This window comes from Paenibacillus sp. 2003 (assembly GCF_031455635.1).
Lineage (GTDB): Bacteria > Bacillota > Bacilli > Paenibacillales > Paenibacillaceae > Paenibacillus > Paenibacillus amylolyticus_B.
Window position 1 is genome coordinate 56,213 of record NZ_JAVDTB010000001.1, and the last position, 25,043, is coordinate 81,255.

The 25,043-nt window shown below is 43.9% G+C and carries 30 protein-coding genes; 27 read left to right on the forward strand and 3 right to left on the reverse strand.

The features are described 5' to 3' along the window. Window positions 1–96: 96 nt before the first annotated feature. Complete coding sequence (locus tag J2X75_RS00300) at window positions 97–1,911, reverse strand: sensor histidine kinase (RefSeq protein WP_310333582.1); 1,815 nt, start codon at window positions 1,909–1,911, stop codon at window positions 97–99. Between the two features lie 274 nt (window positions 1,912–2,185). Here J2X75_RS00300 and J2X75_RS00305 point away from each other — a divergent pair, with 274 nt between their 5' ends. The 5 genes from J2X75_RS00305 to J2X75_RS00325 all read left to right on the forward strand — a co-directional run bounded on the left by J2X75_RS00305 (window position 2,186) and on the right by J2X75_RS00325 (window position 6,301). After that, window positions 2,186–3,043: an ABC transporter permease gene (locus J2X75_RS00305; RefSeq protein WP_179086446.1), complete on the forward strand. Its 858-nt coding sequence runs from the start codon at window positions 2,186–2,188 to the stop codon at window positions 3,041–3,043. Between the two features lie 16 nt (window positions 3,044–3,059). Further along, window positions 3,060–3,932: a carbohydrate ABC transporter permease gene (locus tag J2X75_RS00310; RefSeq protein ID WP_264930476.1), complete on the forward strand. Its 873-nt coding sequence runs from the start codon at window positions 3,060–3,062 to the stop codon at window positions 3,930–3,932. Window positions 3,933–4,110: 178 nt separating this feature from the next. Then, a complete protein-coding gene (locus tag J2X75_RS00315; protein WP_310333584.1) occupies window positions 4,111–4,662 on the forward strand; it encodes a copper amine oxidase N-terminal domain-containing protein in 552 nt (183 codons plus the stop codon). A gap of 93 nt (window positions 4,663–4,755) precedes the next feature. Then, a complete protein-coding gene (locus J2X75_RS00320; RefSeq protein WP_310333586.1) occupies window positions 4,756–5,376 on the forward strand; it encodes a zinc dependent phospholipase C family protein in 621 nt (206 codons plus the stop codon). A 283-nt stretch (window positions 5,377–5,659) separates the two neighbouring features. Continuing rightward, on the forward strand, window positions 5,660–6,301 hold the full coding sequence (locus J2X75_RS00325) for a FusB/FusC family EF-G-binding protein (protein WP_310333587.1): 642 nt from the start codon (window positions 5,660–5,662) through the stop codon (window positions 6,299–6,301). A 96-nt stretch (window positions 6,302–6,397) separates the two neighbouring features. Here J2X75_RS00325 and J2X75_RS00330 read toward each other — a convergent pair whose 3' ends face one another. Continuing rightward, entirely contained in the window at window positions 6,398–6,985 is a 588-nt protein-coding gene (locus tag J2X75_RS00330; protein ID WP_310336610.1) for an NAD(P)H oxidoreductase, read from the reverse strand. Window positions 6,986–7,230: 245 nt separating this feature from the next. Between J2X75_RS00330 and J2X75_RS00335 the strand changes: the two genes are divergently transcribed. The 14 genes from J2X75_RS00335 to J2X75_RS00400 all read left to right on the forward strand — a co-directional run bounded on the left by J2X75_RS00335 (window position 7,231) and on the right by J2X75_RS00400 (window position 16,756). Next, a complete protein-coding gene (locus J2X75_RS00335; protein ID WP_310333588.1) occupies window positions 7,231–7,629 on the forward strand; it encodes a winged helix-turn-helix transcriptional regulator in 399 nt (132 codons plus the stop codon). Continuing rightward, window positions 7,626–8,120, forward strand: coding sequence for an NUDIX hydrolase (locus J2X75_RS00340; RefSeq protein ID WP_310333589.1), 495 nt, complete (start codon window positions 7,626–7,628; stop codon window positions 8,118–8,120). Before J2X75_RS00335 ends, J2X75_RS00340 begins: the two co-directional genes overlap by 4 nt. A 60-nt stretch (window positions 8,121–8,180) precedes the next feature. Further along, a complete protein-coding gene (locus J2X75_RS00345) occupies window positions 8,181–8,570 on the forward strand; it encodes a hypothetical protein (protein ID WP_310333590.1) in 390 nt (129 codons plus the stop codon). Between the two features lie 145 nt (window positions 8,571–8,715). After that, window positions 8,716–9,579 (forward strand): DUF4085 family protein, encoded by an 864-nt coding sequence (locus J2X75_RS00350; protein WP_310333592.1) that lies wholly within the window; start codon window positions 8,716–8,718, stop codon window positions 9,577–9,579. A 330-nt stretch (window positions 9,580–9,909) separates the two neighbouring features. Continuing rightward, window positions 9,910–10,125 carry a hypothetical protein gene (locus tag J2X75_RS00355; protein WP_310333594.1) on the forward strand — a complete coding sequence of 72 codons (216 nt, stop codon included), beginning with the start codon at window positions 9,910–9,912 and terminating at the stop codon, window positions 10,123–10,125. Window positions 10,126–10,192: 67 nt separating this feature from the next. Continuing rightward, the gene (locus J2X75_RS00360) at window positions 10,193–10,741 is read left to right on the forward strand and encodes an HAD-IIIA family hydrolase (protein ID WP_310333595.1); all 549 of its coding nucleotides are present in this window, start codon (window positions 10,193–10,195) and stop codon (window positions 10,739–10,741) included. Between the two features lie 20 nt (window positions 10,742–10,761). Next, window positions 10,762–11,235 carry an NUDIX domain-containing protein gene (locus J2X75_RS00365; protein ID WP_310333596.1) on the forward strand — a complete coding sequence of 158 codons (474 nt, stop codon included), beginning with the start codon at window positions 10,762–10,764 and terminating at the stop codon, window positions 11,233–11,235. A gap of 78 nt (window positions 11,236–11,313) precedes the next feature. Continuing rightward, window positions 11,314–12,177, forward strand: coding sequence for a phosphotransferase (locus J2X75_RS00370; protein ID WP_310333597.1), 864 nt, complete (start codon window positions 11,314–11,316; stop codon window positions 12,175–12,177). Between the two features lie 363 nt (window positions 12,178–12,540). Next, entirely contained in the window at window positions 12,541–12,957 is a 417-nt protein-coding gene (locus J2X75_RS00375; RefSeq protein ID WP_310333598.1) for a MerR family transcriptional regulator, read from the forward strand. A gap of 25 nt (window positions 12,958–12,982) precedes the next feature. After that, a complete protein-coding gene (locus J2X75_RS00380; RefSeq protein ID WP_310333600.1) occupies window positions 12,983–13,954 on the forward strand; it encodes an aldo/keto reductase in 972 nt (323 codons plus the stop codon). A 407-nt stretch (window positions 13,955–14,361) separates the two neighbouring features. Beyond that, the gene (locus J2X75_RS00385) at window positions 14,362–14,745 is read left to right on the forward strand and encodes a hypothetical protein (RefSeq protein WP_310333601.1); all 384 of its coding nucleotides are present in this window, start codon (window positions 14,362–14,364) and stop codon (window positions 14,743–14,745) included. Between the two features lie 142 nt (window positions 14,746–14,887). Beyond that, the gene (locus J2X75_RS00390) at window positions 14,888–15,928 is read left to right on the forward strand and encodes a glycine-rich domain-containing protein (RefSeq protein WP_310333602.1); all 1,041 of its coding nucleotides are present in this window, start codon (window positions 14,888–14,890) and stop codon (window positions 15,926–15,928) included. Window positions 15,929–16,016: 88 nt separating this feature from the next. Next, on the forward strand, window positions 16,017–16,400 hold the full coding sequence (locus J2X75_RS00395; RefSeq protein WP_105597824.1) for a hypothetical protein: 384 nt from the start codon (window positions 16,017–16,019) through the stop codon (window positions 16,398–16,400). Between the two features lie 59 nt (window positions 16,401–16,459). After that, the gene (locus J2X75_RS00400; RefSeq protein ID WP_310333605.1) at window positions 16,460–16,756 is read left to right on the forward strand and encodes an SHOCT domain-containing protein; all 297 of its coding nucleotides are present in this window, start codon (window positions 16,460–16,462) and stop codon (window positions 16,754–16,756) included. Between the two features lie 146 nt (window positions 16,757–16,902). Here the strand turns inward: J2X75_RS00400 and J2X75_RS00405 are convergent, their stop codons facing one another. Further along, a complete protein-coding gene (locus tag J2X75_RS00405; protein WP_310333606.1) occupies window positions 16,903–17,886 on the reverse strand; it encodes a cation diffusion facilitator family transporter in 984 nt (327 codons plus the stop codon). 288 nt (window positions 17,887–18,174) lie between these two features. Here J2X75_RS00405 and J2X75_RS00410 point away from each other — a divergent pair, with 288 nt between their 5' ends. The 8 genes from J2X75_RS00410 (at window position 18,175) to J2X75_RS00445 (ending at window position 25,029) form a co-directional block, all read left to right on the forward strand. After that, on the forward strand, window positions 18,175–18,852 hold the full coding sequence (locus J2X75_RS00410; protein WP_310333608.1) for a response regulator transcription factor: 678 nt from the start codon (window positions 18,175–18,177) through the stop codon (window positions 18,850–18,852). Then, complete coding sequence (locus J2X75_RS00415; RefSeq protein WP_310333610.1) at window positions 18,849–20,225, forward strand: sensor histidine kinase; 1,377 nt, start codon at window positions 18,849–18,851, stop codon at window positions 20,223–20,225. The genes J2X75_RS00410 and J2X75_RS00415 overlap by 4 nt, the downstream gene beginning before the upstream one ends. Window positions 20,226–20,292: 67 nt before the next feature. After that, entirely contained in the window at window positions 20,293–21,423 is a 1,131-nt protein-coding gene (locus J2X75_RS00420; RefSeq protein WP_310333612.1) for an ABC transporter permease, read from the forward strand. Continuing rightward, a complete protein-coding gene (locus J2X75_RS00425; RefSeq protein ID WP_124113568.1) occupies window positions 21,420–22,097 on the forward strand; it encodes an ABC transporter ATP-binding protein in 678 nt (225 codons plus the stop codon). The genes J2X75_RS00420 and J2X75_RS00425 overlap by 4 nt, the downstream gene beginning before the upstream one ends. 128 nt (window positions 22,098–22,225) lie before the next feature. Then, entirely contained in the window at window positions 22,226–22,825 is a 600-nt protein-coding gene (locus tag J2X75_RS00430; protein ID WP_310333616.1) for an NUDIX domain-containing protein, read from the forward strand. Window positions 22,826–22,846: 21 nt separating this feature from the next. Continuing rightward, entirely contained in the window at window positions 22,847–23,359 is a 513-nt protein-coding gene (locus J2X75_RS00435) for a DUF4275 family protein (protein WP_310333618.1), read from the forward strand. Between the two features lie 27 nt (window positions 23,360–23,386). Beyond that, window positions 23,387–23,980: a DUF4304 domain-containing protein gene (locus tag J2X75_RS00440; protein ID WP_310333620.1), complete on the forward strand. Its 594-nt coding sequence runs from the start codon at window positions 23,387–23,389 to the stop codon at window positions 23,978–23,980. A gap of 41 nt (window positions 23,981–24,021) precedes the next feature. Next, complete coding sequence (locus J2X75_RS00445) at window positions 24,022–25,029, forward strand: phosphotransferase (RefSeq protein WP_310333621.1); 1,008 nt, start codon at window positions 24,022–24,024, stop codon at window positions 25,027–25,029. Window positions 25,030–25,043: the final 14 nt, after the last annotated feature.

A 25,043-nucleotide genomic window follows, 5' to 3' on the forward strand; every position in this document is an offset into this window, starting at 1 on the left:
AGGTTAAAATGGTGCTTGAAAGGCGAACACTTTGCTTCTTCAGGTTTTTTCTGTCCTCTGCGTTCACGTGTAAATGGTTCGTTCAAAATCAAATAGTCAACGTATATTATCGGTATTACCTTTATCGGAATCTGTGTCCTCTTTTGATATCTCCCAGATAATTTCGGTTCGGAATCCGCCAAGTGGGGATGGGCCGAATAAGAGGTAGGAATGGCTTCCGAATGTGTGCATGATTCGTTGATTCGTATTCCAAAGGCCGCAGCCCATTTCTTCTTGTAAAGGTTCCTGCATCTTCAAGTTCAGTGCTTCGTACTGTTCCGGGCTTAGGCCGGGGCCATCGTCGTCGATGTATATTCTGCCAAAACCATTCTTGCGCTCCCCTGTAATTCGGATTTCCCCGGATGAATAGGACTTCGCTACACCGTGTATGACGGAATTCTCGACCATCGGTTGAAGCATTAATCGTGGCACCGATTGGGCAAGCATATCCTCAGGGATATCAATGTGATATTCAATTCGGCCATTGCGCAGCTTCTGAATGTCCAGATAGTTAATCAGCAGCTTGATCTCTTCCTGAAGCGAAGATGTCTCTTTTTCCATACGGGTGGTATAGCGGTAGTAGGCACTAAGGTTATGCGCCATGGAGACCACAGCTTGTTCGTCCTTCATCTGAGCCATGTTGATGATATAACCAAGACAATTATATAGGAAATGCGGATTGATCTGCGCCTGTAATTGCTTCAGCGTAGCTTCCCTGGCTCTAATCTTCTCATGGAACACATTCTCGATCAGATCCTGAATCTGATGGGACATATCGTTGAATCGGCGGAACAGGAATGAGAACTCATTCTGATTTTTGCTATGCAGTCGAACGGAATAATCGCCCTGCTCCACGCGGCGTAAGCCTTTGATCAGCTGTTTGATTGGATACTGCACATTCCGATACAGCAGGATTGAAGCCGAGATGCCCACAACGAGTAGCAAGATCATACAGGTGTAGAACAGATTCTGACTGAGCGAGATGGGTTTCAAAATCTGATACAGCGGGATGACGTCAACCAGATGCCAATCCAGATAGGTGGACTTCACGGAGCTAACCAGATATTTCTTTCCGTTCAGTTCGACCACGTCCTGTGTGGTATCCTCTGGCGAGTGCGTATCCAGATACTGAGTAAGTGCTGCGGATAACTGCTTGTCCGCGCTGCGATTCAGAATGGGTTCATTTCCTTTGTGATATAAGAAAGGATCACCTTGTCCGCCTGCTTTATACGTATCCAGCATATTCTGAATATTCTCATAGCTGAAGCTGGCTTCAATCACCAGATTGCTTCCCGTGAGCATTCCTGGTTGGGCAAGGGAGTCCGTATAGAACCAATAGAAGGATTTCATCTCATCCTGTGATTCTGCACTCTGGTCCCCATAGGTCCATTGTCCGCTCATATTTTTTTTCAAATACGCCTCATCATATCCTGTAGTTCGGTTGTAGTTGGCGATGACATCCTCATTCTGCTGTGAATACACCGCATATCGGGTAGGCCATATATCGGTAACGCTCGTCTGAAGCATCATCTTCTCCTGAATTACATAACGGGTCTGCATCCGGTCATATCGATCATCCCACATGTTCAGGCCGTTGAAGGCTCTGACATTCGGATCTCGGGAGAGAATCAGGCTGAAATCCATCATCTGATTGATACGGGAGTCGATCTGACTGGACAGAAACGTGAGCTGTTTTGTGTTGGAGATCTGCAGTTCTTTGCTGACGACATCATAGGTGACGTTATTCGAGTAGGTGTACATGATCAGAATGGGGATGAACAAGACCACAATTAACAGATTTATTTTGGCGAATAGACTGAATCGGGATCTGGTTTTATTTTGAAAAGGCATTAAGCGCTTCCATATATACATAAAAAGTCTCCTTCTAATTCGTGTGTAAACAACTTCTTCTAGGATGGCCCTAACAAAACACTATCAAGCCTAACAATGTTATATAGCAGACCTCAGTATGGCTTGATACTATTTATATCAGAGAACCCCATCACACACAAAAACTTTTTTTGGGAACAGGAGCAGTGCTATGGAGGCTAAATTGGAGGGTAAGCGGGTCCCGCAGGCAAACGTTGGGAACAAGCTGGAAAAAAAGAGAAAAAAACGCTACAAACAGCCATGGATTCTGCACTTCATGGTGTTGCCGGCGGCCATTATGGTCTTTATATTTTCATACATTCCGATGTCCGGGATTTTGATGGCATTTCAGGATTATAAACCTGCCTTGGGATTTTTCAATTCCGAATGGGTAGGACTCAAGCACTTCAGGTACATGTGGGAAAATGATTATTTCCTGCAAATTACGTGGAACACGCTATTTTTTGCCTGCACGAAGATTGTCATGAATCTGATCATTCCGTTTGTCTTCGCCTTATTGCTCAACGAGGTGCGGAAGATGGCGCTGAAAAGAACGATTCAAACACTCGTGTATCTACCACACTTTCTGTCATGGGTAACGTTATCCGGTATCCTGATCGACATTCTGGCCCAGACGGGTATTGTCAATCAGTTCCTGGTTTCGGTATTCGGCATCAAGCCGATCTTCTTCCTGGGGGATGGCAGCTGGTTCCGATTCACGATTATTGCGAGTGATGTCTGGAAAGAGTTTGGATTCAACACGATCATCTTCCTCGCGGCATTGTCCGGCATTAACCCGGCTCTGTATGAAGCGGCTGAAGTGGACGGCGCAGGACGCTGGAAGCAAACGATGTATATTACCATCCCGGCACTTATTCCGATTGGGATCGTCATTGCAACCTTGGCACTGGGGAATGTGCTTAACGCCAACTTTGACCAGATCTTTAACTTATATAGCCCGTTGATTTACCAACAAGGCGATATTATCGATACGTTTGTGTATAGAGAAGGTCTGCTTAGTGGGCAGTTCAGTTTCGCTACCGCTGTGAATCTGTTCAAATCGGTCATCAGCCTGATCCTGATTGTGATCTCGTACCGACTGGCTTACCGATTCGCCGGATACCGAATTTTCTAGAGAGGAGGACGAACGAATGTATCATAAAACGATGCCTTACCGCATATTCAGCATATTCAACAATGTGTTCCTGACCATTCTTTCACTGCTCTGCTTGCTGCCTTTGTATCACTTGCTCATGGTATCTCTTAGCGCATCTGCACCTGCGAATGCTGGTCTCGTCACGTTCTGGCCGATTGGATTTACACTGGAGGCATATGCCAAGACATTTGCCAATACCAACTTCCTCTCCTCCTTGTGGGTATCCGTGGAGCGGACCGTACTCGGTACAGGGCTTGCGTTAATCGTCAATACGATTGCAGCTTATGCGCTCTCCAAAGAGACACGGGTGTTCCGTGCACGTAACATCTATCTGTGGTATTTTGTCATCACGATGCTGTTCAGCGGTGGCCTCATTCCGGGGTATATCCTAATTCTGAAGCTGGGGCTGATGAACACATTGCTGGCCTTGATCCTGCCTGGATTGGTCGCGGTGTTCAACATCATTCTGTTGCTGAATTTCTTCCGTACCGTTCCGAAGGATCTGGAGGAAGCTGCATTTATCGATGGCGCAGGACATTTCCAGACGTTTATCAAAATCTATTTGCCGGTCTCCGTACCTGTTATTGCAACGGTTTCACTCTTCATGATGGTTGGGCATTGGAACGCATATTTCGACGGAATCATCTACATCCGTGATGCGGAAAAGCTGCCACTCGCGACATTCATGCAGACGATTATCGTACAGGCCGATATGTCGAAGCTTGATCCAGAAGCGGTTAAGAACCTGTCGCAACGGACCATTCGGGCTTCGCAGATCTTTATCAGCGCGCTGCCGATCCTGCTCGTGTACCCGTTCCTGCAACGTTACTTTGTTACTGGGATCGTGGTTGGTGCTGTTAAGGAGTAGTTAAATGTAAGGGTTAGAATAGGGCTGTGAAATAGGAGTCACTGAACTGGGGAAGGCCAGGGAGGTGGCTTCTTTTTTTGTTATGGAATAGAAGTATATTACCTTTAATTGAATAAAATGGTACTATGAGAGTTGATTAAGAGCATGAGTCATTTACCAATAGGAGGATGTGGACAAAGTGAAGAAGATTATGGTTGTTACCCTTGCTTTGACGTTATTGAGCGTATCCATGACTTTTACAGCCACAAGCGCACCGAAAAAGATCAATATATTACTTAATGAAAAAGAACTAAAGACTCAAGCAGGCGCTGAAGCTCCCAAGAAATCAATTGAAGTTATGGTTAACTTGGAAACATTTCAATTAGTAGAGGCTAATGATTATATCATCTCTGACGGCCACATACTCGTTTCGCCAGCCTATATTACGAAGGTACTAGATTTCGACGTACCTGGTAAAGGGATATGGTGGGATAACGAAGCCAAAAGTGTAATATTTGCATATGTCGACAAAGATGATTATCCAAAACCAAGGTTAACCTTTAAGGTGGGGGAAAGCTCTTTTACCGAGTTCGACAAGCAAATTGAACTAAAGAGTAAAGTATTAATGGTAGATGGAAGAGTTTATTTGCCGTTAAGAGCAATTAGTGAAGCATATGGTAAGGAGGTTCATTGGGAATCCAATAACAGCAAGAACATGGTTCGAATAACTGCGAAGATTAACTTGCCATGACTTTTATGCAGAACAACAGGTTTTGAAACGATTTCGTTAAACTGGAAACATCCAGGCTCGATCTCAAATATTCGTTGAAGGGTAGGAGGGTATATGGGTTCAAGAATAATGCATCTGATAATTGCAAATAGAATTGCTGATAGCCTATCAATCAAAGATAAGACGCCTTTTTTACTTGGAAGTATCGCTCCGGATGCTGTTTCATCAAAAGATTCGTCACATTTCTTTGCTGGTGAAGTACAAGACTTTTCAAGGAACGTTGACTACAAAGGCTTTATACATAAATATAGATCGCAAGCAGAAGACTTATATGTACTTGGTTATTTTACACATTTGATTGCTGATGATATTTGGTTGAAAGGTTTCAATCTGCCTTGGTTAAAAAACAGAATGGATGCAGACGCTGGATTATATAAACTGTATCATAATGATTTCAGAATATTGAATGTGAAGTTATTAAAGCATTATGGATACACAGATGAATTAAGAAGGTCGCTGAATTACATTTCTACATTGCCTGAATTAGATGAGGTTAAATCAAAAGATGTTGAAAAATTCGTTCCATATGTACTGGGTGATATGGAATATGATAACGCAATATTGGATGAAAATCTTAATGTTTTTACGTTTAACCAGATCGTTGGATACTTAGAGACATCAGTCGATATGGGATTATTGAATATGAGGTATGTAAAGACAAAGTATAATTTGTAGGCTATATTTCTGAAAAGAGAAAACTGGAACGAAGCCCGTTGCCTACGCTATGCTACCCTGTTATAATTCCGGTATATCTATCGTATTGGGGGTTATGACGTGGCAATATGGATGATGCCGGATTGCTCGTTCGCTAGAAAGCCTTACGCAAAGCCTGAATAGGGGCGGACTTTGTGTAGGGCGCGACAAAATGAGATCGTTTGCCCTGGAATCAACATCATGGTTCAACCCGCAGGCTTTGCACCTTACTTTATTTTCTAATAAAAATAAGGGGCTGAAAGCCATGCAAACACCATTTATTCATAATCATCAGTTCAATTATATTCAAAAACAAGCTGATTTCCTGCTCAAAACGCTGCGCTCAGTCGTGGACCCCAAAGTATTGGATACGGTCCGTTATACCGTCAGCACGAATGCCGTTGGCATCTTCAATGATCTGACGCCGGAACAAAAGCAACTGCTGGAGCAGTTATCCACGTATGAGAAGACACATGAGTTGCAGACCTATCTGAACCAGCTGGAAGCATATCTGATTCCATTTCCGCAAGTATCCGCGAAGCAGATTCAGAAGCTGTTTCCCAAGGTAAAGAAGCTCAAAGTGCCGGATCTGGAGTCCATCGATTACGCACGTACAACTTATCTGAGATGGACCGACATCGCTACCGATCGCTTGTTCATCGTGTACCCGTACGAAGGCAGATTCCTAGGTATTGAGGGACGGATTACACCCACGAACAAGAAAGGGTACTGCATGTTCTGTCATCGCCATCAGGAGCTCGGATTCTTCAACGTGAAAACCAAGAGTTATACGCCGGACAACATTTCTTCCGTGGCCCAGTACGTATGCATGGATAACACAGCTTGCAACCATAGCATCACTGATACTAGTATGTTGGAGAAGTTTCTTCTCTCGACCGTAAAATAATTACATTTAAACAAACAGGGTCGCTCTTTGGAGCGACCTTTTTGCTGTGTTCAAGCGGAATTGGTGCGTCATAACCATGCAGCGCTATTAATATCTTTATAGCGTCGAAGGGTCGTTGGCATAGTTCAGTCCCATGTGATGTGCATGGTTCAGCAGTGCCTTATAATGCTCAGGCTTGGATTCCAACGTTTCATATAAAAACTCAACCCTTGATTGGGACACGCCGCAATAATCGGCAATACCCACATTGAGCAGATTGGCGATCGATTGACCATAGTTGCGCTTCTGTACCTGTTCTTCCGTCACACCCGAAAGAGCGATCCACAATATCTGCTGATGAGGGAGCTTGTTCGCGCCGTAGGCAAATCCGTTGTTCATGACACGATCCACATAACCCTTCAACATGGCTGGCAGATGCCACCACCAGAGAGGAAACACAAAAGCTACAGCATCGTGTTTCTTCAATCGCTTCATCTCGGTTTCAACCTCAGGTGAGAACACTTGATTCTCTTGGGTATAGTCTGGTTCATCCATCTCTCGGAGAATTGGGTCAAATCCAATCCCATGCAAATCCAATACCTCATAACCGTGACCAGCCTCGGTAAGCCCTTCTGCAAAACGTTCAGCTACCTGGAAGGTCAAGGAATCTTTACGCGGGTGGGATACTACAACGAGTACGTTCATATTAACTTTCACTACCTTTCTGGATTGCAGTCTTGTAGCCATAATTCAATGGCTGATGCTATTATAAACAGGTATGAGAACATCTGGAAGTACGCACTTTGTTGTTCTATAGGAAGAATGAAGTGCCATAGGAACATCAAAGTACCCTAAATGGATGCCTCGAATTGAGCTTAATAATAGAAATATGAACAGCAAAAAAATTATATTTTCATCTGGGATACAACCGGATATGGAGGGGTTCAAGAATGACAGAACATGGAGAAACGGGTGCTCCAAAGAAATATAAAGTTGGCGTGGAAGCGGCCTTGGAAGTGATGGGTGGGAAGTGGAAGCCTTTAATCATTTATCACTTGATGACCGGACGTAAACGCACGTCAGAGCTTCGACGATTAATACCGGACATTACGCAGAAGATGCTGACAACACAGCTCAGAGGATTGGAAAAGGATGAGATTGTACAGCGCAAGGTATATTCGGAGGTACCTCCCAAAGTGGAATATGAGTTAACGGACTACGGCTGGGGACTCAAGCCTGCGCTGGACCATCTGTGTTATTGGGGAGAAGAGCATCTGGACAAAATCCACGGGGATAAATTTAAGGTTCTGGAAGACTTCGATTCTGAAGAGAAGGGGGCAAGAAATTGAATGGTGCAGAGCACGTGAAACAGGCAGTCCCCATCCGTTGTGAAGGCGTGGCTGTAGTTCTGTTGAAGAAGAGCCTCGATCAATACCGTGTACTGATGCTAAAGCGGGCTGGTCGTATGTTGCACAATGAATGGTGTTATGTTGGCGGCGGTATAGAGCAGGGCGAGAAGGCATGGGAAGCTGCACTCAGAGAAGTTCATGAGGAAACAGGTATTACGGAAGTACGGTTGTATTCTGCCAATCAATTCGAACAGTATTATTCACCCATGGAGGAGCATGTCTATATTGCTCCCGTATTCGTAGGGTATGTGGATGAAAGCCAGCCTGTCCGGTTAAATCATGAACATACCGAGTACCAATGGATGACGTTTGACGAAGCCAAGGAAAATGCGGCATTGCCCGGCATTGATGACATTTTGGATTTTGTTGAAAAGCATTTTGCCAGAAAAGCCCCTTCCAAGTGGCTTCGGATTCATGGAGAGAATGATTAGGAGGTGGAACTCATCACATACAAGACGATTTATCCAAGAGCATGGTTGAGCCTATTATGTATGTTGGTCATTGAAGCAATACTTCTCAGGGATGGTATTTACGATAAAAATGGTACTCTGAAGTACCTCCTGATCGTTATATTGACCTTTATTCTCGGTTATATCGTTTTCCTGATCTGGCGTTTATTTTTCACTAAACCGAGTATTACGCTGGAAAGCGATCATGTGATTTCTATGAAACATCAGAGATATGATGCATCTCAGATTGAGTGTATTTATATGAATTACAGACGGATTGGCATCAAACTCTATGGTAAACGGTTAGTGCCGATGGATCTATGTTTTTATTTTCAACGAGGTCAGGAATCCTCAGGCGTAGAGGCTGTGCATGAATGGGCGGCGCGAAACGACAAAGAGATCAAACATAAATTGTTTCAAACCTTGGGGTAAACCAGTACGTCTGTTGAGTATAAGGAATCGTTGAGGCTGAAGATTTTGGAGGAGTAGCGATGCAAACAATAGAGAAGTTTCTAACGAGATCAGGTCTATGCTTCAATAGCAAAATAGATTCTAAAAATCAGCAGGAGAGATGCATATGAAATATCGAACGAAAGAATGGTATGAGCTGTGTCAGCGAACAGGGCTTCATTTTGGGATGAGGGTACATAGAGGAGCTTACGAATTGGACGAAGCACTTTTCCTGCGACGTTATAAAAGAAAAGAAAAAGAGTATATAGAGCTTCAGCGTGAGATGTACAATACAGATCCTCGTTTTTTGCTGGAGCAAAATGTCCATGTTCTAGTACCTGCCGAAAAGTTTTTTAGTGGGAATGAAATATTGGAAGATGATAAAAAAGTATATCAGATGCCTGCTGAAGAAAGAGAGCGGATCGAGAAATTAATCGCAGATTATGATGTACGGCCTCCTTTTGATGAATTAAGCTACAAGCTAGAGTTTAAAAGCAACCTAGAATGGGATTACAAACACCAGAAAGAACGATTACCAAAGGAAATATATGAGCAAATTGCGGATATCCGTGTGTTTACGTTGGGCTACTGTACGAGAGAAGTTATGCTACAGCTAAAGAAACTGAGTGCAGAAAATAGGAGAGAGATGGAGCGCGTATCGAATGAATACCGGGAAGTCATTATAGCGCAGGGTATTCCCGATGAAATTCGTAACCGGGTTCAATTTCATGATTGTACAGTGACGGAACTACTGACAGGGGATGAAGTGCTCATTCGTTTTGACACCCGCGGGGGCTTCACCAATATAAATAAACTTACACTGGTTGCACCCGAAATCATCAAGCAAGACGGTGGGATTATAGGCACTTACTGGCTGTATCAAGAGCTGTATCGGATCGATAACGGATATGAGCTTCATGTTCTTTTTGATGGAGAGAATATGCCTGAGCTAATTGTTCGCTGTACCGACATTCTCGCAGAGGAAGAATGAGAGAGCGCCCAAAAGGAGGATGGAGGGAATAGAGATGGAATGGACCACCAGCACCTTTGGTTATTTATCTACTCCCGTATTTATCGTGGGCGTTGCGTGTTACTTTTTTCCTGACCTTTTATACAAAGTATTTGTTCTGATGAGATATCGAAAAATTAAACCCGAATTACGAGTTTGAAGATAGCCCACCTAATAGTGATATCCCTAAACATATCGAAATTATATTAAAACTACTAGGCACCATCATGGTGATCATGGGGTTGATATGGTTTTGGTTTTCAGAAGAGTTTTACAATTTAGTTTTTTGACAGCAAGGAGTTGAGCAAAAATATGGAGTTTTTCTGGGCTTTAATCATCTCAATGATAAGTATTATTGTGGTTCTTATCTTTGTGGCAATCATACGTTATGCCGTAGATTCATCTAAAACATCCCAAAAGCTGGATCTACTCATCAAAGAAGTACACTATCTTAAAACTGAAATCAAAAAACAGCAACACCATAAGCAGCAAGATGATAGCAAGCATATTATCGATGAGAAAGTATAGGGAAATAATTTTAGATCAGAGGCGAGAGATCCAATTAATATGTTCTCGGTAAGGAAAGGAACAGACCATGATGAAGCCAAATGGGAATGTACAAGCTGTTTTTATAGACAGAGATGGAACCATCGGTGGTACAGGACATTTTATTCATCCGAGAGATTTCAGATTATACCCCAATGCTCAAGAAGCAATTACGCTTTTGAAACGAGAAGGAATTATGGTACTGGCTTTTACGAATCAATATCGAATTTCACGTGGGGAAGCAAGTGTTCAGGATTTTGAAGAGCAATTTCACGAGTATGGATTCGATCACTCCTATATATGTCCACATGAGAAAGAATGCAGTTGCCGAAAGCCGAAACCCGGAATGCTACTACAAGCTTCAGAGGAACACGGTCTGGATTTATCCAAATGCATAGTTATTGGTGATGTGGGAGATACAGACATGCTTGCTGCCCATGCCGTAGGAGCGACCAAGATTATGGTGAGAACAGGCTGGGGGGAGTCTTCACTAACTCAATATAGAGACAAATGGACGGAAACCAAACCTGATTATATCGCAGAAGATATTTGGGATGCCGTACAATGGATCATTCGTGGAAGAGAATTCAGTAATTAAAAGACAGGAGGTAACTGTGTATGGGCATGTCAGACTATTACAAAAACCTGAGGGACAAGATCGGCAACGAGCTTGTTTTTATGCCGGGTGTAGCTGGGATTATCCGAAATGAACAAGGGGAGATCCTGTTCGGTCGTAAACATAACGAATCAACCTGGGGGTTGATTGCTGGAGCAATTGAGCTTGGTGAGACACCGGCTCAAGCGATGGTGAGAGAGGCACTGGAAGAGACAGGTCTGGTCGTTGAACCCGAGAAGATTATCGGAGTATACGGTGGTGAAGCAAGACGGTTTACATACAGTAACGGTCATCAGGTCGAATATTTGACTATCGTATTTGATTGCAGGATCAAGTCGGATCAACTCACGCCCGATAATGAAGAGATGAAGGATCTGCAGTTTTTCCCCGAGGATCAGCTTCCACCCATGGCAAACCAGTATCCGGATTATATTTTTAGCTCCAAGCAAGAAGAACGAGCTCATTTTGAAAGATAACCCCCTGTGCAATTGGAATCTAACCTTACTTTATGTTTACCAAATGAATCAAGATCCTAGTTATATGAGGAGAACTATATGTTAATCAATCCAACGATAAATGAGATCAATAACTTATTCAAGATACATCATATCAATGAAGAAATATCTGAAATTCAACGTTTGTCAGGTACCACCGCTGGATGTGTTTATCGGTTGAGTACAAGTCTGAATAAGCATTATATTCTGAAATCAGATGAACCCAAACAGATTCTCATGACCAAGCAGTTTTTGGACACGTATAAGAATTCTTCGTTATTGCCTGAAGTTTTGTTGACTGATCGGGACAACACTTATCTAATTTACTCCTATATCGAAGGCACAACCCATTTCAACCGGGGACTGAAGAGAGACTGGTTAACACGTCTGGTGAAAGAGATGTTCAATACCTATGTGCGTTCTACAGATACGGAATCATGGGGCAGAATAGAGTTCCCGCAGAAGACATGGAAAGAATTCAATCAGATTAGTATTCATGAAGCCAAGATAAATATCGGAAATATTTTAACGACAGATGATTATCATCTGGTTCAATCCAAAGTGGATCGTCTCTTTCATGAGGCAGAGGAAAAGTTTCTTTTACATGGCGATACGGGGGTTCATAATTTTGTATACGATCAAAATGAACTCATCGGCGTTATTGACCCTTCTCCAATGGTTGGACCTATCCTCTATGATTTCTTATATGCTTTTAGCTCCTCGCCGGATGATATCAACACCGAAACCTTATTTACTATGTTCGAACTGTTAGAACATGTGGAAATGGATAAATCCAGATTGATTGAGGAAGCTCTGGTTCATCTGTATTGCCGAATTGGGCTGAGTAACAAACATCATCCGGATGATCTGCCTGAATACTTGAAGGCATGGCAGGAATGGAAGCAATTATGTCAGGAAATTTGAACTAGCAAAACGCAGCAATGGCAGCTGGAATACTTCATGGAAGTACCTTTTACCGAACCGTTGAACTGTGATCAAATCCGGGCACTTTATGGCAACCAACGATTGAAGTAAGCGAAACAGTAGCCAGCATCTCCAGGTTTTTTTCTCCGAATTGCAGCTTTTACCAATCTTTTCTACATATCTCCTCTAATCGTTACTTCCCAGTACTGAAGCGTGTGTTATGTCCTCCATTTGTTTAAAATAGTGATCAGCTAAATTATTTTTTTGAAATTTGTGCTTGCCTTAATGTGAACATTAAGCCTTAGGATGTAAAAGAACCGGCCAAATGCTTCCCAAAATGAATATAAAGGAGGAGTCAGCATTATGGCTTTTTCGATAAAAGAAGCTTCCGAGCGACTGGGTTGTCCTGCACATAAAATTCGTTATTACGAGAAGGAGGGACTGCTCCCTTACATTAGGCGGGATCAACATGGCAATCGGATGTTCGAGGAAGAACATTTGGATTGGATGAGATTGATGTCTTGTTTCCGGGCAACGGGTATGAAGGTATCTACACTGAAACATATGGTTAGTCTGGCGCTGGATGGTGATTCAACGATTCCACAACGGAAAGCGATACTTCACGAATATAAAGAGGAATTACATCGCCGCCAACTTGAAATTGCCGAAGCACTTGCAGCGGTGAATAACAAATTGACGATCTATGAAGACATAGAGACAGGAAAGCTTCCTTCAGAAAGCAAGCTGCTAGACCAGATGGAAAGCATCGCTAAAGACTAATATGAACGGATGGAGAGATGGAGAAATGAAACAAAGAGTGCTGGGAAATAGCGATATCGTCGTGTCTTCGATAGGATTGGGAATTATGGGCATGTCTCCGGGGATGTACGGGGAAACCAATGATGAGGAGTCAATGAAGACCATCCATCACGCGCTGGAGATTGGCGTTACACTGCTAGATACAGCAGATGTGTATGGGAATGGTCATAATGAAGAACTACTGGGGAAAGCGCTGAAAGGACGTCGGGATCGGGCCATTATTGCTACCAAATTCGCGTATACCCCAAACTATGAGACGTTGAATGGTCATCCGGATTACGTGAAAAAGGCTGTAGAAGCAAGTCTTCGCCGGCTGGACACCGACTATATTGATCTGTATTACCAACACAGGGTAGATCCTCAGATTCCGATTGAGGAAACTGTTGGCGCGATGGCTGACTTGGTTAAAGAGGGAAAAGTCCGCTGCCTTGGCTTGTCGGAAGCATCGGCTTCCACTTTACGCCGTGCACACGCCGTTCATCCAATCTCTGCGTTGCAGAGCGAATATTCCCTGTGGAGCCGGGATATTGAGGACGAGATTCTACCAACTGCGAGAGAACTGAATATTACCCATATTGCATACAGTCCATTAAGCAGAGGGTTTATCTCAGGTGAGATACGGAAATTCGAAGATTTGGATGATAATGATCTGCGCAGATATATGCCGAGGTTCCAAGGAGACAATTTCGCCAAAAATATAGAAGTTGTGGATAAAATCAAAGAGATCGCCATGGAGAAGAGTTGTACGCCTGCACAATTGGCTTTAGCTTGGACAATGGCTAATAACGCATTGCCGATTCCGGGAACGAAACGAATCAAATATTTGGAGGAAAACGCGGACGCTGCAACGATTGAATTGACACCTGATGACTTAGCTCGTATTGAAAATGTAAGTCCCCAAAATGAGGTCCATGGAACACGTTATATGAAAGAAATGATGACTCAGCTTAACGGGTAAAAATGTCCTTATAACTTATTATTTGTTGTGAAGTAGTTGCTCAGTAAAATACAATTATTGAATACAAAAGAGACTCTCCTTTAGTGAAAGTCTCTATTTGTATGTATTAATTCTCAATCGAGAGATGCGAATGTTGAAAGAACGAGTGGATTCCATAGATCATATGAAGATGCTACAATGTTTGCGAGATGGTTAAAGAGTGTAGGACCATACGGACTGTTGTATAGCGGACAGGCAGGGGAGTCGAAAAGGCAAAAAAGGAAGTATGATTTAGTGCCATATCCTGTATAATTTAGAGAACAATCAGATCTGCATTTCTGTAGAGAATGAAGGATCTACGATTGGAAAATAAGGTATCCCTACTATGGGAGTGATTCTACTGTCACTTTGAATACTGGAGTGTGGTCATGATCGTAATAACGTCAGCAATCGTATTCACCGTCTTGATTCTGATCGTGATTCTCTTTCAGGTTGCGTTGGCTGTAGGTGTGCCCTGGGGAGAGTACGCCATGGGTGGGAAGTTTCCCGGGAAATACCCCGTATCCATGCGTTATGCCTGCATAGTTCAGATCGCAATATTGGCATTCATGGGGATCGTTGTTCTGAGTAAAGCAGGATGGCTTTGGCCTCAGTGGTCTGTTTTTGCAGAGACAGCGATCTGGTTTATCGTTGGGTATTTGGTGTTGGGGACCATATTAAATCTGATCACGAGAAGTGTATGGGAACGAAGAATTTGGGCGCCCGTAACGTTGTTGATGCTGATAACGAGTGTAATCATTGCCATTACATAACAATGAGCAACAAAGAAATATACAAAACTAGAGCCCTGGCATGTATGGCCAAAGGGCTCTATTAATCACTGCCGTTCCTCATTTATACTAATGATAGTTTAACCCTACATAGAGAAGATCAACGGAGAGGAGCGGTTTTATTATGCCGATCTATTACTACCTTGCAGCAGTTATATTAGTTGTAACAGCCTATTTGGTTAGACGTAAGCTCAAGATTTTCCGTCCGGCAGCAGGAAGACGCAGAAAACAGATGAAAGTTACGTACAGACGAAAAAAAGCACCATTGAATCTTGGACTTCGAGAAGAAGTCTCCTATCAGCAAACCATTCTTCAATTGGAGAAGAGTTACAATAAACATTTTGCAAACAAACTCAAGATCCGAATTCAACAGGAATATCCTCACATGAAAACGCTGGAGTATCGGTGGAAATTGATAGAGCTTAAGCGATATTTCATTATGGCTTCATTACTTAAGCAGGTGCCCATGTTCAGTGATGAAGTTGATGATTTGTGGCATGAGATGCTGATGTTTACGAAATCTTACGCTGATTTTTGTGCAGAATTCATGGGTTCCACGGTACACCATGAGCCGGCAATCACCCGCCGCGAAACGCCAGGAATACGTGCATGGTTTGACTGGGTGTACTGTCAAATATTCGAATTCACCCCCTACAGTGCTGCAATCTGGGGTGATTTTTTCGCTTACCCATTATCCAGTGATGTACAGAAGCTGATCGCACAGGGAGATCAATCTGAACTGGTGAATGAACTGTTTCATGCAAGACGCATGCAGGAGGACCCTGAAGCTGCTCAGGTGATTACCTACCTGATTGATCAACTACGAAGATCCGCAACTCTAAGTGAAGAAGAGCTATCTCCAGCATCTTCCGGAAGTAGCGATGTAGCTCTCGTCATGGCAAGCGCCATGGTGTATTACTCCATGCATAATGAGGCGACATATGGACTACACATGGGCCGACTGGAGCAGGAAATTCTTCCACAAGAAAAGGCAGTCTCTGGTTCCTCGTCAAGCAGTGGTTGCACAAGCGGTTCCAGCTGTTATACGGATCAATGTACTGATAGTGGTAGTTCCTCTGGAGGATCCGGATCATCCTCGGGATCATCTTCTGACTCTTCTTGCAGCTCATCCAGCTGTTCATCTTGTGGTGGTGGCGGAGATTAATGAAGTTGAGTATGTAGGCTGCATTAGAATCTGCAATCTTGAATGAAACAGTCACTAGACAAATGGAAATTCCGGAAAGGAAGAGCACATGCGAAGCTCCAGATTTACACCGTATTTAAGTTTTATAGGTTTTGGATTAGTCATTCTCACCTTGAGTGTGAATGTAAGCTTCAAACTAGGAATGGAGAAAGGTTTGGATGAAGGTTCCCTTATGCTGTTGTCAGTTGCTAATGCAGTGTTACTGATATATACATTGGTCTGGGGTGTATTTGGTGTAATCGAGTTTATGCTGTTATGGAAAGAAAAACAAAAGATAAAGTCCAAGCTGGAACGCGGAAAAATGAACAAAGAGGAATTCTTAGATCAGACTAAGAGAGTGAAGACCAGTCTGGGAATCAACATCAGTTATATTGTCATCCTGTTGTTTCAGCTTGGATACGTCATAACAAACTGGGACGAGGTTAATGTTTAGTCTTCTGACCGACCTTTGCTGAGGTTTGAAACATACATAACATTTAGGAGGAACATTCATTGAAAGCATTATCGATCGTCAGTCTTATTGGGTTCGTACTCAATTTTTTGTTAATGGTCGTTTTTTTAGATGGTTCGCAAGATGGTGCGGAAGTAGCGGCAGGTTTGGGACTTCTCGGTGTCCTATATGGTCTGCTTTTCTCAATTCTAGCTCTAGTCATATCTAGCAAGAGAAAAAAGACCCCTGTGAATGTTCATGAACAACTGCTTCAGCTAGGTGAATTAAAAGAAAAAAATATCATCTCGGAATATGAATTCGATCAAAAGAAAGAAAAGCTACTCGCCAGATACAAGTAGCCCAGAGTCTGCTGCGATAAGGTAAAGGCTATTCCATTTTCTACTCATACCAAAAAGCTGAACTTAGGAAAGTAAAAACAGGGCGTTCCCATTCCGGGGAATCTGCCCTGTTTTTATTTAGAAGCAATTATATATTTTTACCCATCTCAATGGTGATGATGTGCGTGGGCATCTGGTGCGTCGCCTTTGACAGTGCATAATACCGAGGTGTCATGCAGATGTTTCTCGGACTCGACTTGGAGCGTTACATGTTTGATTTCTTTATGCTCCAGCATATGTTCAATCTTCTGAACCAGGATCTCGGATGCATAGACATCCATCGTTCCATCTACGACGATATGAGCAGTCAGTGCGTTCAGGTTACTGGTAATGGACCAGACATGCACATCGTGTACGCCTTTGACGCCATCCACTTGTTTGATGGTCTGCACCAGCTCATTCACATCCACATTGGCAGGAGTACCTTCCATCAAGATGTGCAGGGATGATTTGGTGACATAGAACCCACTACGCAATACCAGTACCGCGACAATTACACTCGCCAGTGGATCGGCCCAACCCCAGCCGAAGAACATCATGAGCAGTGCTGCAGCAATAGCCCCAATCGATCCTAGCATGTCGCTAATGACATGGAGATAAGCACCGCGCATATTCAGGTTGTTCTCCGTATCGCTACCTCGCATCATGATCCAGGCAACAAGAATGTTCACGAGCAGTCCAATGACGCTGATAATTAACATGCCTACCGTTGCAACTTCCGGCGGGTGGATAAAACGCCCAATCGCTTCGTAGAAAATGTAGAGTGCAATGGCGATTAACGTAATTCCGTTTAACGTAGCGGCTAAAATTTCAAATCTTCTATAGCCGTACGTTTTGCCGGTATTCACTGCTTTTTCACCAAAGGTGAACGCCAGTAAAGCGATCCCGAGCGCAATAGAATCGGACAACATATGACCTGCATCCGAGATGAGCGCTAGACTGTTGGTGATGAATCCACCAATGGCTTCAACGATCATATAGATGGTAATAATAATGAAGGAAAATAACAGCACTTTCTTATTATTTGTTGTGTGTGCGTGGTTGTGTCCATGATCGTGCCCATGGTTCTGATCGTGATGATGTCCGGACATATTAATCCTCTCCTCTGGAGCGAGGCTCCGTTATGTAATATGAATTCTAGTGTGACTATAAATGATCCTTAACAAGGATAACCACCTACAAATGAATGTATGAGCGATTGTTCATATGTTATGGTTTTATTATAGTTGCGCCTCATAGTAGTGTCAACCAGATTTAAGGAAATGTAAACATACCAAGGTATCTCCGTGCACGTGCTGGCGAATGAGATTGTTTTTGTGCTACCATCTGTGCAGGATCATAGTGAGATGTTCTCGCTACATAGAAGGGCGGACAACGATATGAAACATCTGCTGCTGGCAGACGATGATGCGAATATTAGAGCACTCTTGCGGCATGTCATGACCAAGGAAGGCTATAGGGTACATGAAGCGCAGGATGGTGTAGAAGCGGTGAAACTGATGCAAGAAACGCCAATCGATCTGGCGATCCTCGATGTCATGATGCCAGGCATGGACGGTCTGGAGTTATGTGATTTCATTCGGCAGCATTACGACATTCCGATTATGTTGCTGACGGCACGAGATCAGCTATCTGACAAGAAAGAAGGTTATTTGAAAGGAACGGATGAGTATGTGACCAAGCCGTTTGAACCGGAAGAATTAGTCTATCGGGTAAAGGCGTTATTTCGTCGGTACCATCGCACATCCAGCGATATCATCCGCATGAATCGAATCGTCATTGACCGTAACAATGTGGAGGTCACGGACGGGCAATCCATTCTCTTTTTACCAATGAAGGAATTTGAATTACTCTCACAGCTTGCGCAGTTTCCAGGGCGTTTGTTCTCGCGGGATGAACTCATTCGGCTCGTATGGGGAGCAGATTACGAAGGAGATGACCGTACCGTTGATGTGCACATCAAGCGGCTGCGTGATCGTTTTGCCGATTATACGGACGATTTTGTGATCCAAACGGTGCGGGGCATTGGTTACAAGATGGAGGTGAAAACATCTTGAGGACCTTGTACGTTCGGGTATTCCTCATTACGATTGCGGTGATTATGGTCAGCGGCATGCTCGGCTTTCTTTTGTCGAATATCTACTATCATACAAAGCTCAAGGATTTTAATGATGAGAAGCTGGTGGGCATCGCGACGCAAATGAAGCAATTTGTGGAACAGCAACCCGGCACGATGGAGCAGTATTTGAACAATGCCGCCGATCTTGGATACGAAATCTATGTGACGGATGGAGTAGGCAACGACCAATTCTACGGCCGCGAATTCCGTGAGAAAGATCTGGACAAGCAAGCTGTGGTACGGGTATTGAATGGTGAGGTGTATCATGGCGTTGCCCAGTTTCCAAGCAAACCGTTCATTACCGGTTTCTTCGATAATCAATTAAGCAATACCGTGGGTGTTCATCTACAGCTAGGCAATGCGAATTACGCTCTCTTTATGCGTCCGGATGTAATTCTGCAGTTCGGTGAGCTGCGAATCTTTTTTGCATTGATTGGCGCATTTACCATAGGCATTAGTATCTTGATCTTTCTGATCAGTACCCGTTATCTGGTCAATCCAATTGAACGTCTGTCCGAGGCGACCAAGCGGATTGCACAAGGAAAATATAATCTGAAATTGCCTACCGCAAGGCGTGATGAGATTGGTCAATTGGCTAAGCATTTCATGACCATGAGTCGTGAATTGGAGAGGGTAGATCAGGCGCGGCAGCAGTTTGTATCCAACGTATCCCATGAGATTCAATCGCCGCTGACCTCCATTCAGGGGTTTGCCCAATTAGTGGCAGACCGGGATCTGCCTGAACAGGAACGGGAGCACTATGCGTCGATCATTGAGGAGGAGAGCCGCCATCTCTCCTTGCTGAGCAAGCAGCTGCTTCTCCTGTCCTCTCTTGAACAAGGCAACGAAGATCTGACTAAAGTGAAGTTCTCTTTGCGGGATCAATTCCGGCAAGCGGTTCAGGTGCTGCAATGGCAACTGGAAGAAAAAGAACTGCTACTTCGGATTTCGGTGCCCGAATCCATCCAGCTGATTGGCAATGAAGTGCTGCTCATGCAAGTCTGGATGAATCTTCTCGGTAATGCGGTGAATCACCTTCCACAAGGAAGAAGCATCGAGATTCATGCCGAGCAGATGGATAACCAGTGTGTGATTCAGATTAAGGATACAGGGGACGGGATTGCTGCGGAGCATCTGCCTTTCCTGTTCGATCGATTTTACCGGGTGGACCGTGCGCGTGAACGTTCTTCCGGACGAACCGGGCTTGGACTTGCCATTGTGCAGAAAATTATCCGAATTCATGACGGTACAATCGAGGTTTCCAGTTCACCTGAGGGTACAGTCTTTACCGTGACCCTTCCGCAGATGTAATCTGTTATTCATTTGCCGTTCATTTTCGTCTCCTATACTTGGGTTATCAAGAGGGAGGTCACAGAACATGTACTTGGCTATTCGGGAAATGAGGTATGCCAAAGGGCGGTATGCCTTAATTGCTACAATCATGGTACTGGTTTCATTTCTGGTACTGTTTGTTACAGGTCTTGCACAGGGGCTGGCTTATGATAACGCAGCTTCGGTCAAAAATATGGCAGCAACCCACTTTGTGCTGGAACAGGATTCGAATCATCGGTTTACCCGGTCACAAGTGGATCAGGATCAGCTTAATCAAGCTCGCTCCGTAGTGGGGCAAGAGAACGCTGAGCCGCTCGGTGTGAAAATGACAACGGTCAGTCCAATGGGCGACACGAAAAAGATCGATGTCACGTTGTTCATGGTGAATCCGGAAGGCTGGCTTGCTCCAGCGGTTACCGAAGGAACTCCGATTACGGATCAGACCAACGGGCAGGTTGTGGTGGATCATAAGTTAGCTGAATCCGGTGTGACGATTGGCACCGTTCTGGTCGATCAAGCTTCGGAAATGGAGTGGACCGTTGGCGGATTTGTACAAAATGAGTCTTTCAGTCACTCGCCGGTCGTGTTCCTGAATGAACAGGAATGGCTTACGCTTCAAGGAGATTCACGAACTACACAAGGTTCGGCCGACACCAATGCCAATTCTCCGATATACAATGCCATTGCGGTAAAGGACGCGGGTGAGCAGGTAGACGGACTAAGTGCTGCAATGCCTGATACGGAAGTCATCACGAAGTCGGATGCCGTATCGGCTATTCCTGGATATAAGGAAGAGCAGGGATCGTTGCTTATGATGATCGCTTTTCTATATGTCATCTCGGCTTTTGTGCTTGCGGTATTTTTCTATGTCATCACGATTCAGAAAACGAGTCAGTTCGGCATATTGAAAGCGATCGGAACGCGGAATGGATATCTGGCAGGTAGTGTTTCTTTACAAGTATTCATTCTATCGGTTGGTAGTTTGGTCATTAGCGTACTGTTGGTTCGACTGTTCGAGTCCATCTTGCCAGCATCGATGCCGTTTCAATTAGGTTTATCCACCCTCGCACTGACCTGTGTATTATTCATACTCATGTCTATGGCGGGTTCATTATTTTCAGTGTGGAAGGTTACCAAAATTGATGCGCTTGATGCGATTGGGAGGACAGCAGCATGAGAAACCGATTGGTGTTACAGGGAATTACCCAGACCTTTGAAGATGGTGGCAGCAAACGCACGATTCTGGATAAGCTCGACCTTGAGGTGGCCGAAGGGGAACTAGTGGCTGTGATGGGGCCTTCCGGCTCGGGTAAAAGTACATTCTTGTCGATTGCTGGGGCACTTCTTGAACCAACGGAAGGACAGGTTCTACTGGATGGAGCCTCTATTATGGGCAAAAGCAAACAGGACATATCCGATATGCGACTACAGCAGCTTGGTTTTATATTTCAAAGTGCCAATCTCATTCCTTATCTGAAAGTAGAAGAACAACTCATGGTCGTTGCAAAGCTCGCCGGAACGGATAAAAGCAAAGCTGAGAAACGAGTGGATGCGCTGCTGGATACGGTAGGTTTGACTCATCGGCGGAAGGCGTATACAGAGAAGCTGTCTGGCGGGGAACGTCAGCGGGTCGCCATTGCACGGGCCTTGATGAACGATCCGGCTGTCCTGCTTGCAGATGAACCAACAGCTAGCCTGGATGCGGAGCGTGGGCTGGATATTGTCGGCATGATTGCACGGCTCGTAAAGGAGCAGGGCAAGAGTGCAGTGATGGTTACGCATGATGAGCGGATCTTGCCGCTCTGTAGCCGGGTTCTTTTTTTGGAAAAGGGAAAGCTGGTACAGCATTAGAATATTAGGTGAGTTTGTCAGGAACTGAACGATCTGATGTGGTTAAGGACGAGAAGGTCATGTATTCCCTCAAGGGGAAGGTGGCCTTCTTTCTTCATTTTCATCTATAATTGGAAGAGAAGATATAGGTGAGAGATTTTATTTTACATAGAGAGGAACGGATGCGGTTGAGCAACTTGGATTCAGAACAATTCCCGGCGCTGAGTACGTCGATTCATTGGGGGATTATTGAGGCAGAGTTCAGATTAAACGACATCGTGGATGAAAAGCTGGTGAGTAATATTAGCATCATTCCATTTGTCGGGGATCAATGTGTCGTCTTTCAACTGGATAATGGAGACTGGGAGCTGCCTGGGGGGACGCTTGAAGCAGGTGAGCCGTATATGGACGGACTGAAGCGCGAACTGATGGAGGAACTTGGGGCGGAAATGCGTTCCTATCAGATTTTTGGCCAATTCCACTGTACATCCAGTGTGTTGGAACCGTATCGACCGCATATCCCGCACCCCCATTTTGTAAGAATCATCGGTTATGGAGACGTTGAACTTGTAGCTGATCCGCTGAATCCAGAGGATGGCGAGCAGGTGGTTGCGGTGGAGGTTGTTGAGATCGACGAAGCGATTCGGAGGTTCCGGGCACAGAACAGATATGACATCGCCGAGATGTACCAACTGGCTCATATGCTGCGAGAAGAAGCTAAACAGGCAGGCGAGGGCCAGGTATTTTAATTTCGATATCCTACGGAGGTAATGATGATTCGAGATAAAATCAACGAGCTGCTGGATACTTTACCCGAATTGGAACTGAACCGCGCATATTGGGGGATTGAGCGTATTCATCAGGAATATAGGTTTAAGAAGAATTTGCAGGATAAAGGGGGTGTTGTCTCCGAACTGTACGAGGAATCCGAAAGGATTGTCCAGCAATGGGACAGCGTATTTGCCCATAATATCGATGATGTGGTCAAAGAGTCTATCCATTATAGCCAGTACAAGTGGCATTTGTTCAGTTATGAACAACAGAAATGTCTGACACATGATGAAGCACGAGATGCTTTCAATGCCGAGCCGAAAGATGAAGTATATGTGATGTATGAAAGTGGTGGTTGGGTGCTTTTATACGAAAATGCGAATCGGATTATTGCAGCGGATTTTGATTCGGAGCAGGATATCTATATCTTCGACCGAGCGTTTACATGGACGTATGTGCATACGCACGAATCCATGTGTGGCCCTTATTTTTATAAAATAGAACAAGCATGATTCTGAACAAATGGGGAGTGATATCTAATGCAGGAACTTTTTAAGAAGATCATCAATACTGAAGTCAAACCCGTATTTGCCAAACACGGCTATTCCAAGAAAAATCTGAATTTCTACAAAGCGGATGGAAATCTCGCATACAAGTTCAACATTCAAAGAGCGAAGTATAATACCAGTAGTCAAGTTCAGTTTTATGTTAATTGTGGTGTTCATTCCACTGAACTTGCGGAGTTGCATTCCGTTGGATTAAATGGAGACATATTGGAGTTCGTATCTCATTTCACCTGTCGAATCAGAGAAATAGCCCCTGCCGCTCCGGTCCACTATACCTTAACGCCTGATATCGATCCAGACGCTTTATCGAAAGAACTGGTGTCACATTTGGAAGAGGGCATTTCATTCCTGCACTCGCTAACAGGGGCCAGAGATATAGTCCATTATTATATGGACAAGACAGCGCTACATTTAAGCGAAGTAACCTTCCGCTTCCTGCTAAAAGCCGGCGATACGGAAGAAGCCAAGCATTATTTACAGCAACTGCATGCGAAATACGGAGCCGAAAAGCGCTGGACGATATTAGAAAAGAAATATGCAGCCGTTTTTGCTGAGTACGGATTGTGAGTTTATTTCAGACAAATAGCAAAAATGAAAGGGGATAACATATGAACGATACTCAATATACTTTAAATTTTGAGAAACTGTGTAATGAATTACAGCTTGGTGAATTGATCAGTTCGCCCAAACCTATTTCAGGTGGACTTCTTCATCGAATGTACGCCATTGAAACCACGAAAGCTAATTATGCAGTTAAGGCATTGAATCCCCAGATAATGATAAGACCTACTGCTGTGCAAAATTATATTGATTCAGAAAAAATAGCAAACGTGGCAGCTGAACATATCCATGCTCAACCTGCAAAAAGGTTAAAGGGTGCTTCTATGCATAACATTGATAATCAATTCTATCTAATATTTGATTGGATTGAGGGTCAACGTTTGGAACAAGATGAAGTTACGATCAATAACAGTTCTCTGATGGGAACGATCCTTGCAGATATCCATAAAACGGATTTTAGACAACTAGAATTGGATAGTTCACAGGCGACTAATTCTAAAAAAATAGATTGGATGTTTTATCTGAACAAAGGAAGAAATGAGAATTCGGAATGGATTAAAATTTTGGACGCCAATATGGATAAGCTGTATGAGTGGAGCATGAAAGCTAAGAATTCATCTTCAATGCTAGCATCCAATAATGTTATTAGTCACAGAGATCTGGAGCCTAAGAATGTGATGTGGAGACAAGACATACCTATTATTATAGATTGGGAATCGGCAGGTTATATTAATCCGATGCATGATCTGGTAGAAACAGCTGTGTATTGGTCAGTAGATAGCTCTGGAAGTATAAACGAGGAAAAGTTCTTGGCTTTTATAGGTGGATATAAGAAGCGAGTGGGCAGTCTAACAGCTAATTGGGAAGTAGTTCTGGATCATGGTTTTGCTGGAAAGTTGGACTGGCTCGAGTATAGTCTTAAACGGTCACTGTGGATCGAATGTACGGATATGGAGGAACAGTTAGTAGGAACATCCCAAGTCATCTGGACTTTAGAGGCGTTAAAACGATACGAAAATATGATTCAAGATATTAAGAATTGGTTGGAAAATTAATGAAGTAGGGAGGG

Bases quoted from the DNA above. Each gene is read 5' to 3' on its own strand.
- J2X75_RS00360 (WP_310333595.1), top strand. From the start codon at position 10,193: ATGATGAAGCCAAATGGGAATGTACAAGCTGTTTTTATAGACAGAGAT.
- J2X75_RS00385 (WP_310333601.1), top strand. From the start codon at position 14,362: ATGATCGTAATAACGTCAGCAATCGTATTCACCGTCTTGATTCTGATC.
- J2X75_RS00320 (WP_310333586.1), top strand. From the start codon at position 4,756: ATGGGTTCAAGAATAATGCATCTGATAATTGCAAATAGAATTGCTGAT.
- J2X75_RS00310 (WP_264930476.1), top strand. From the start codon at position 3,060: ATGTATCATAAAACGATGCCTTACCGCATATTCAGCATATTCAACAAT.
- J2X75_RS00370 (WP_310333597.1), top strand. From the start codon at position 11,314: ATGTTAATCAATCCAACGATAAATGAGATCAATAACTTATTCAAGATA.
- J2X75_RS00435 (WP_310333618.1), top strand. From the start codon at position 22,847: ATGATGATTCGAGATAAAATCAACGAGCTGCTGGATACTTTACCCGAA.
- J2X75_RS00390 (WP_310333602.1), top strand. From the start codon at position 14,888: ATGCCGATCTATTACTACCTTGCAGCAGTTATATTAGTTGTAACAGCC.
- J2X75_RS00300 (WP_310333582.1), bottom strand. From the start codon at position 1,911: ATGTATATATGGAAGCGCTTAATGCCTTTTCAAAATAAAACCAGATCC.
- J2X75_RS00425 (WP_124113568.1), top strand. From the start codon at position 21,420: ATGAGAAACCGATTGGTGTTACAGGGAATTACCCAGACCTTTGAAGAT.
- J2X75_RS00410 (WP_310333608.1), top strand. From the start codon at position 18,175: ATGAAACATCTGCTGCTGGCAGACGATGATGCGAATATTAGAGCACTC.
- J2X75_RS00395 (WP_105597824.1), top strand. From the start codon at position 16,017: ATGCGAAGCTCCAGATTTACACCGTATTTAAGTTTTATAGGTTTTGGA.
- J2X75_RS00350 (WP_310333592.1), top strand. From the start codon at position 8,716: ATGAAATATCGAACGAAAGAATGGTATGAGCTGTGTCAGCGAACAGGG.
- J2X75_RS00375 (WP_310333598.1), top strand. From the start codon at position 12,541: ATGGCTTTTTCGATAAAAGAAGCTTCCGAGCGACTGGGTTGTCCTGCA.
- J2X75_RS00365 (WP_310333596.1), top strand. From the start codon at position 10,762: ATGGGCATGTCAGACTATTACAAAAACCTGAGGGACAAGATCGGCAAC.
- J2X75_RS00335 (WP_310333588.1), top strand. From the start codon at position 7,231: ATGACAGAACATGGAGAAACGGGTGCTCCAAAGAAATATAAAGTTGGC.
- J2X75_RS00330 (WP_310336610.1), bottom strand. From the start codon at position 6,985: ATGAACGTACTCGTTGTAGTATCCCACCCGCGTAAAGATTCCTTGACC.
- J2X75_RS00440 (WP_310333620.1), top strand. From the start codon at position 23,387: ATGCAGGAACTTTTTAAGAAGATCATCAATACTGAAGTCAAACCCGTA.
- J2X75_RS00380 (WP_310333600.1), top strand. From the start codon at position 12,983: ATGAAACAAAGAGTGCTGGGAAATAGCGATATCGTCGTGTCTTCGATA.
- J2X75_RS00305 (WP_179086446.1), top strand. From the start codon at position 2,186: ATGGTGTTGCCGGCGGCCATTATGGTCTTTATATTTTCATACATTCCG.
- J2X75_RS00420 (WP_310333612.1), top strand. From the start codon at position 20,293: ATGTACTTGGCTATTCGGGAAATGAGGTATGCCAAAGGGCGGTATGCC.
- J2X75_RS00405 (WP_310333606.1), bottom strand. From the start codon at position 17,886: ATGTCCGGACATCATCACGATCAGAACCATGGGCACGATCATGGACAC.
- J2X75_RS00445 (WP_310333621.1), top strand. From the start codon at position 24,022: ATGAACGATACTCAATATACTTTAAATTTTGAGAAACTGTGTAATGAA.
- J2X75_RS00355 (WP_310333594.1), top strand. From the start codon at position 9,910: ATGGAGTTTTTCTGGGCTTTAATCATCTCAATGATAAGTATTATTGTG.
- J2X75_RS00345 (WP_310333590.1), top strand. From the start codon at position 8,181: ATGTTGGTCATTGAAGCAATACTTCTCAGGGATGGTATTTACGATAAA.
- J2X75_RS00325 (WP_310333587.1), top strand. From the start codon at position 5,660: ATGCAAACACCATTTATTCATAATCATCAGTTCAATTATATTCAAAAA.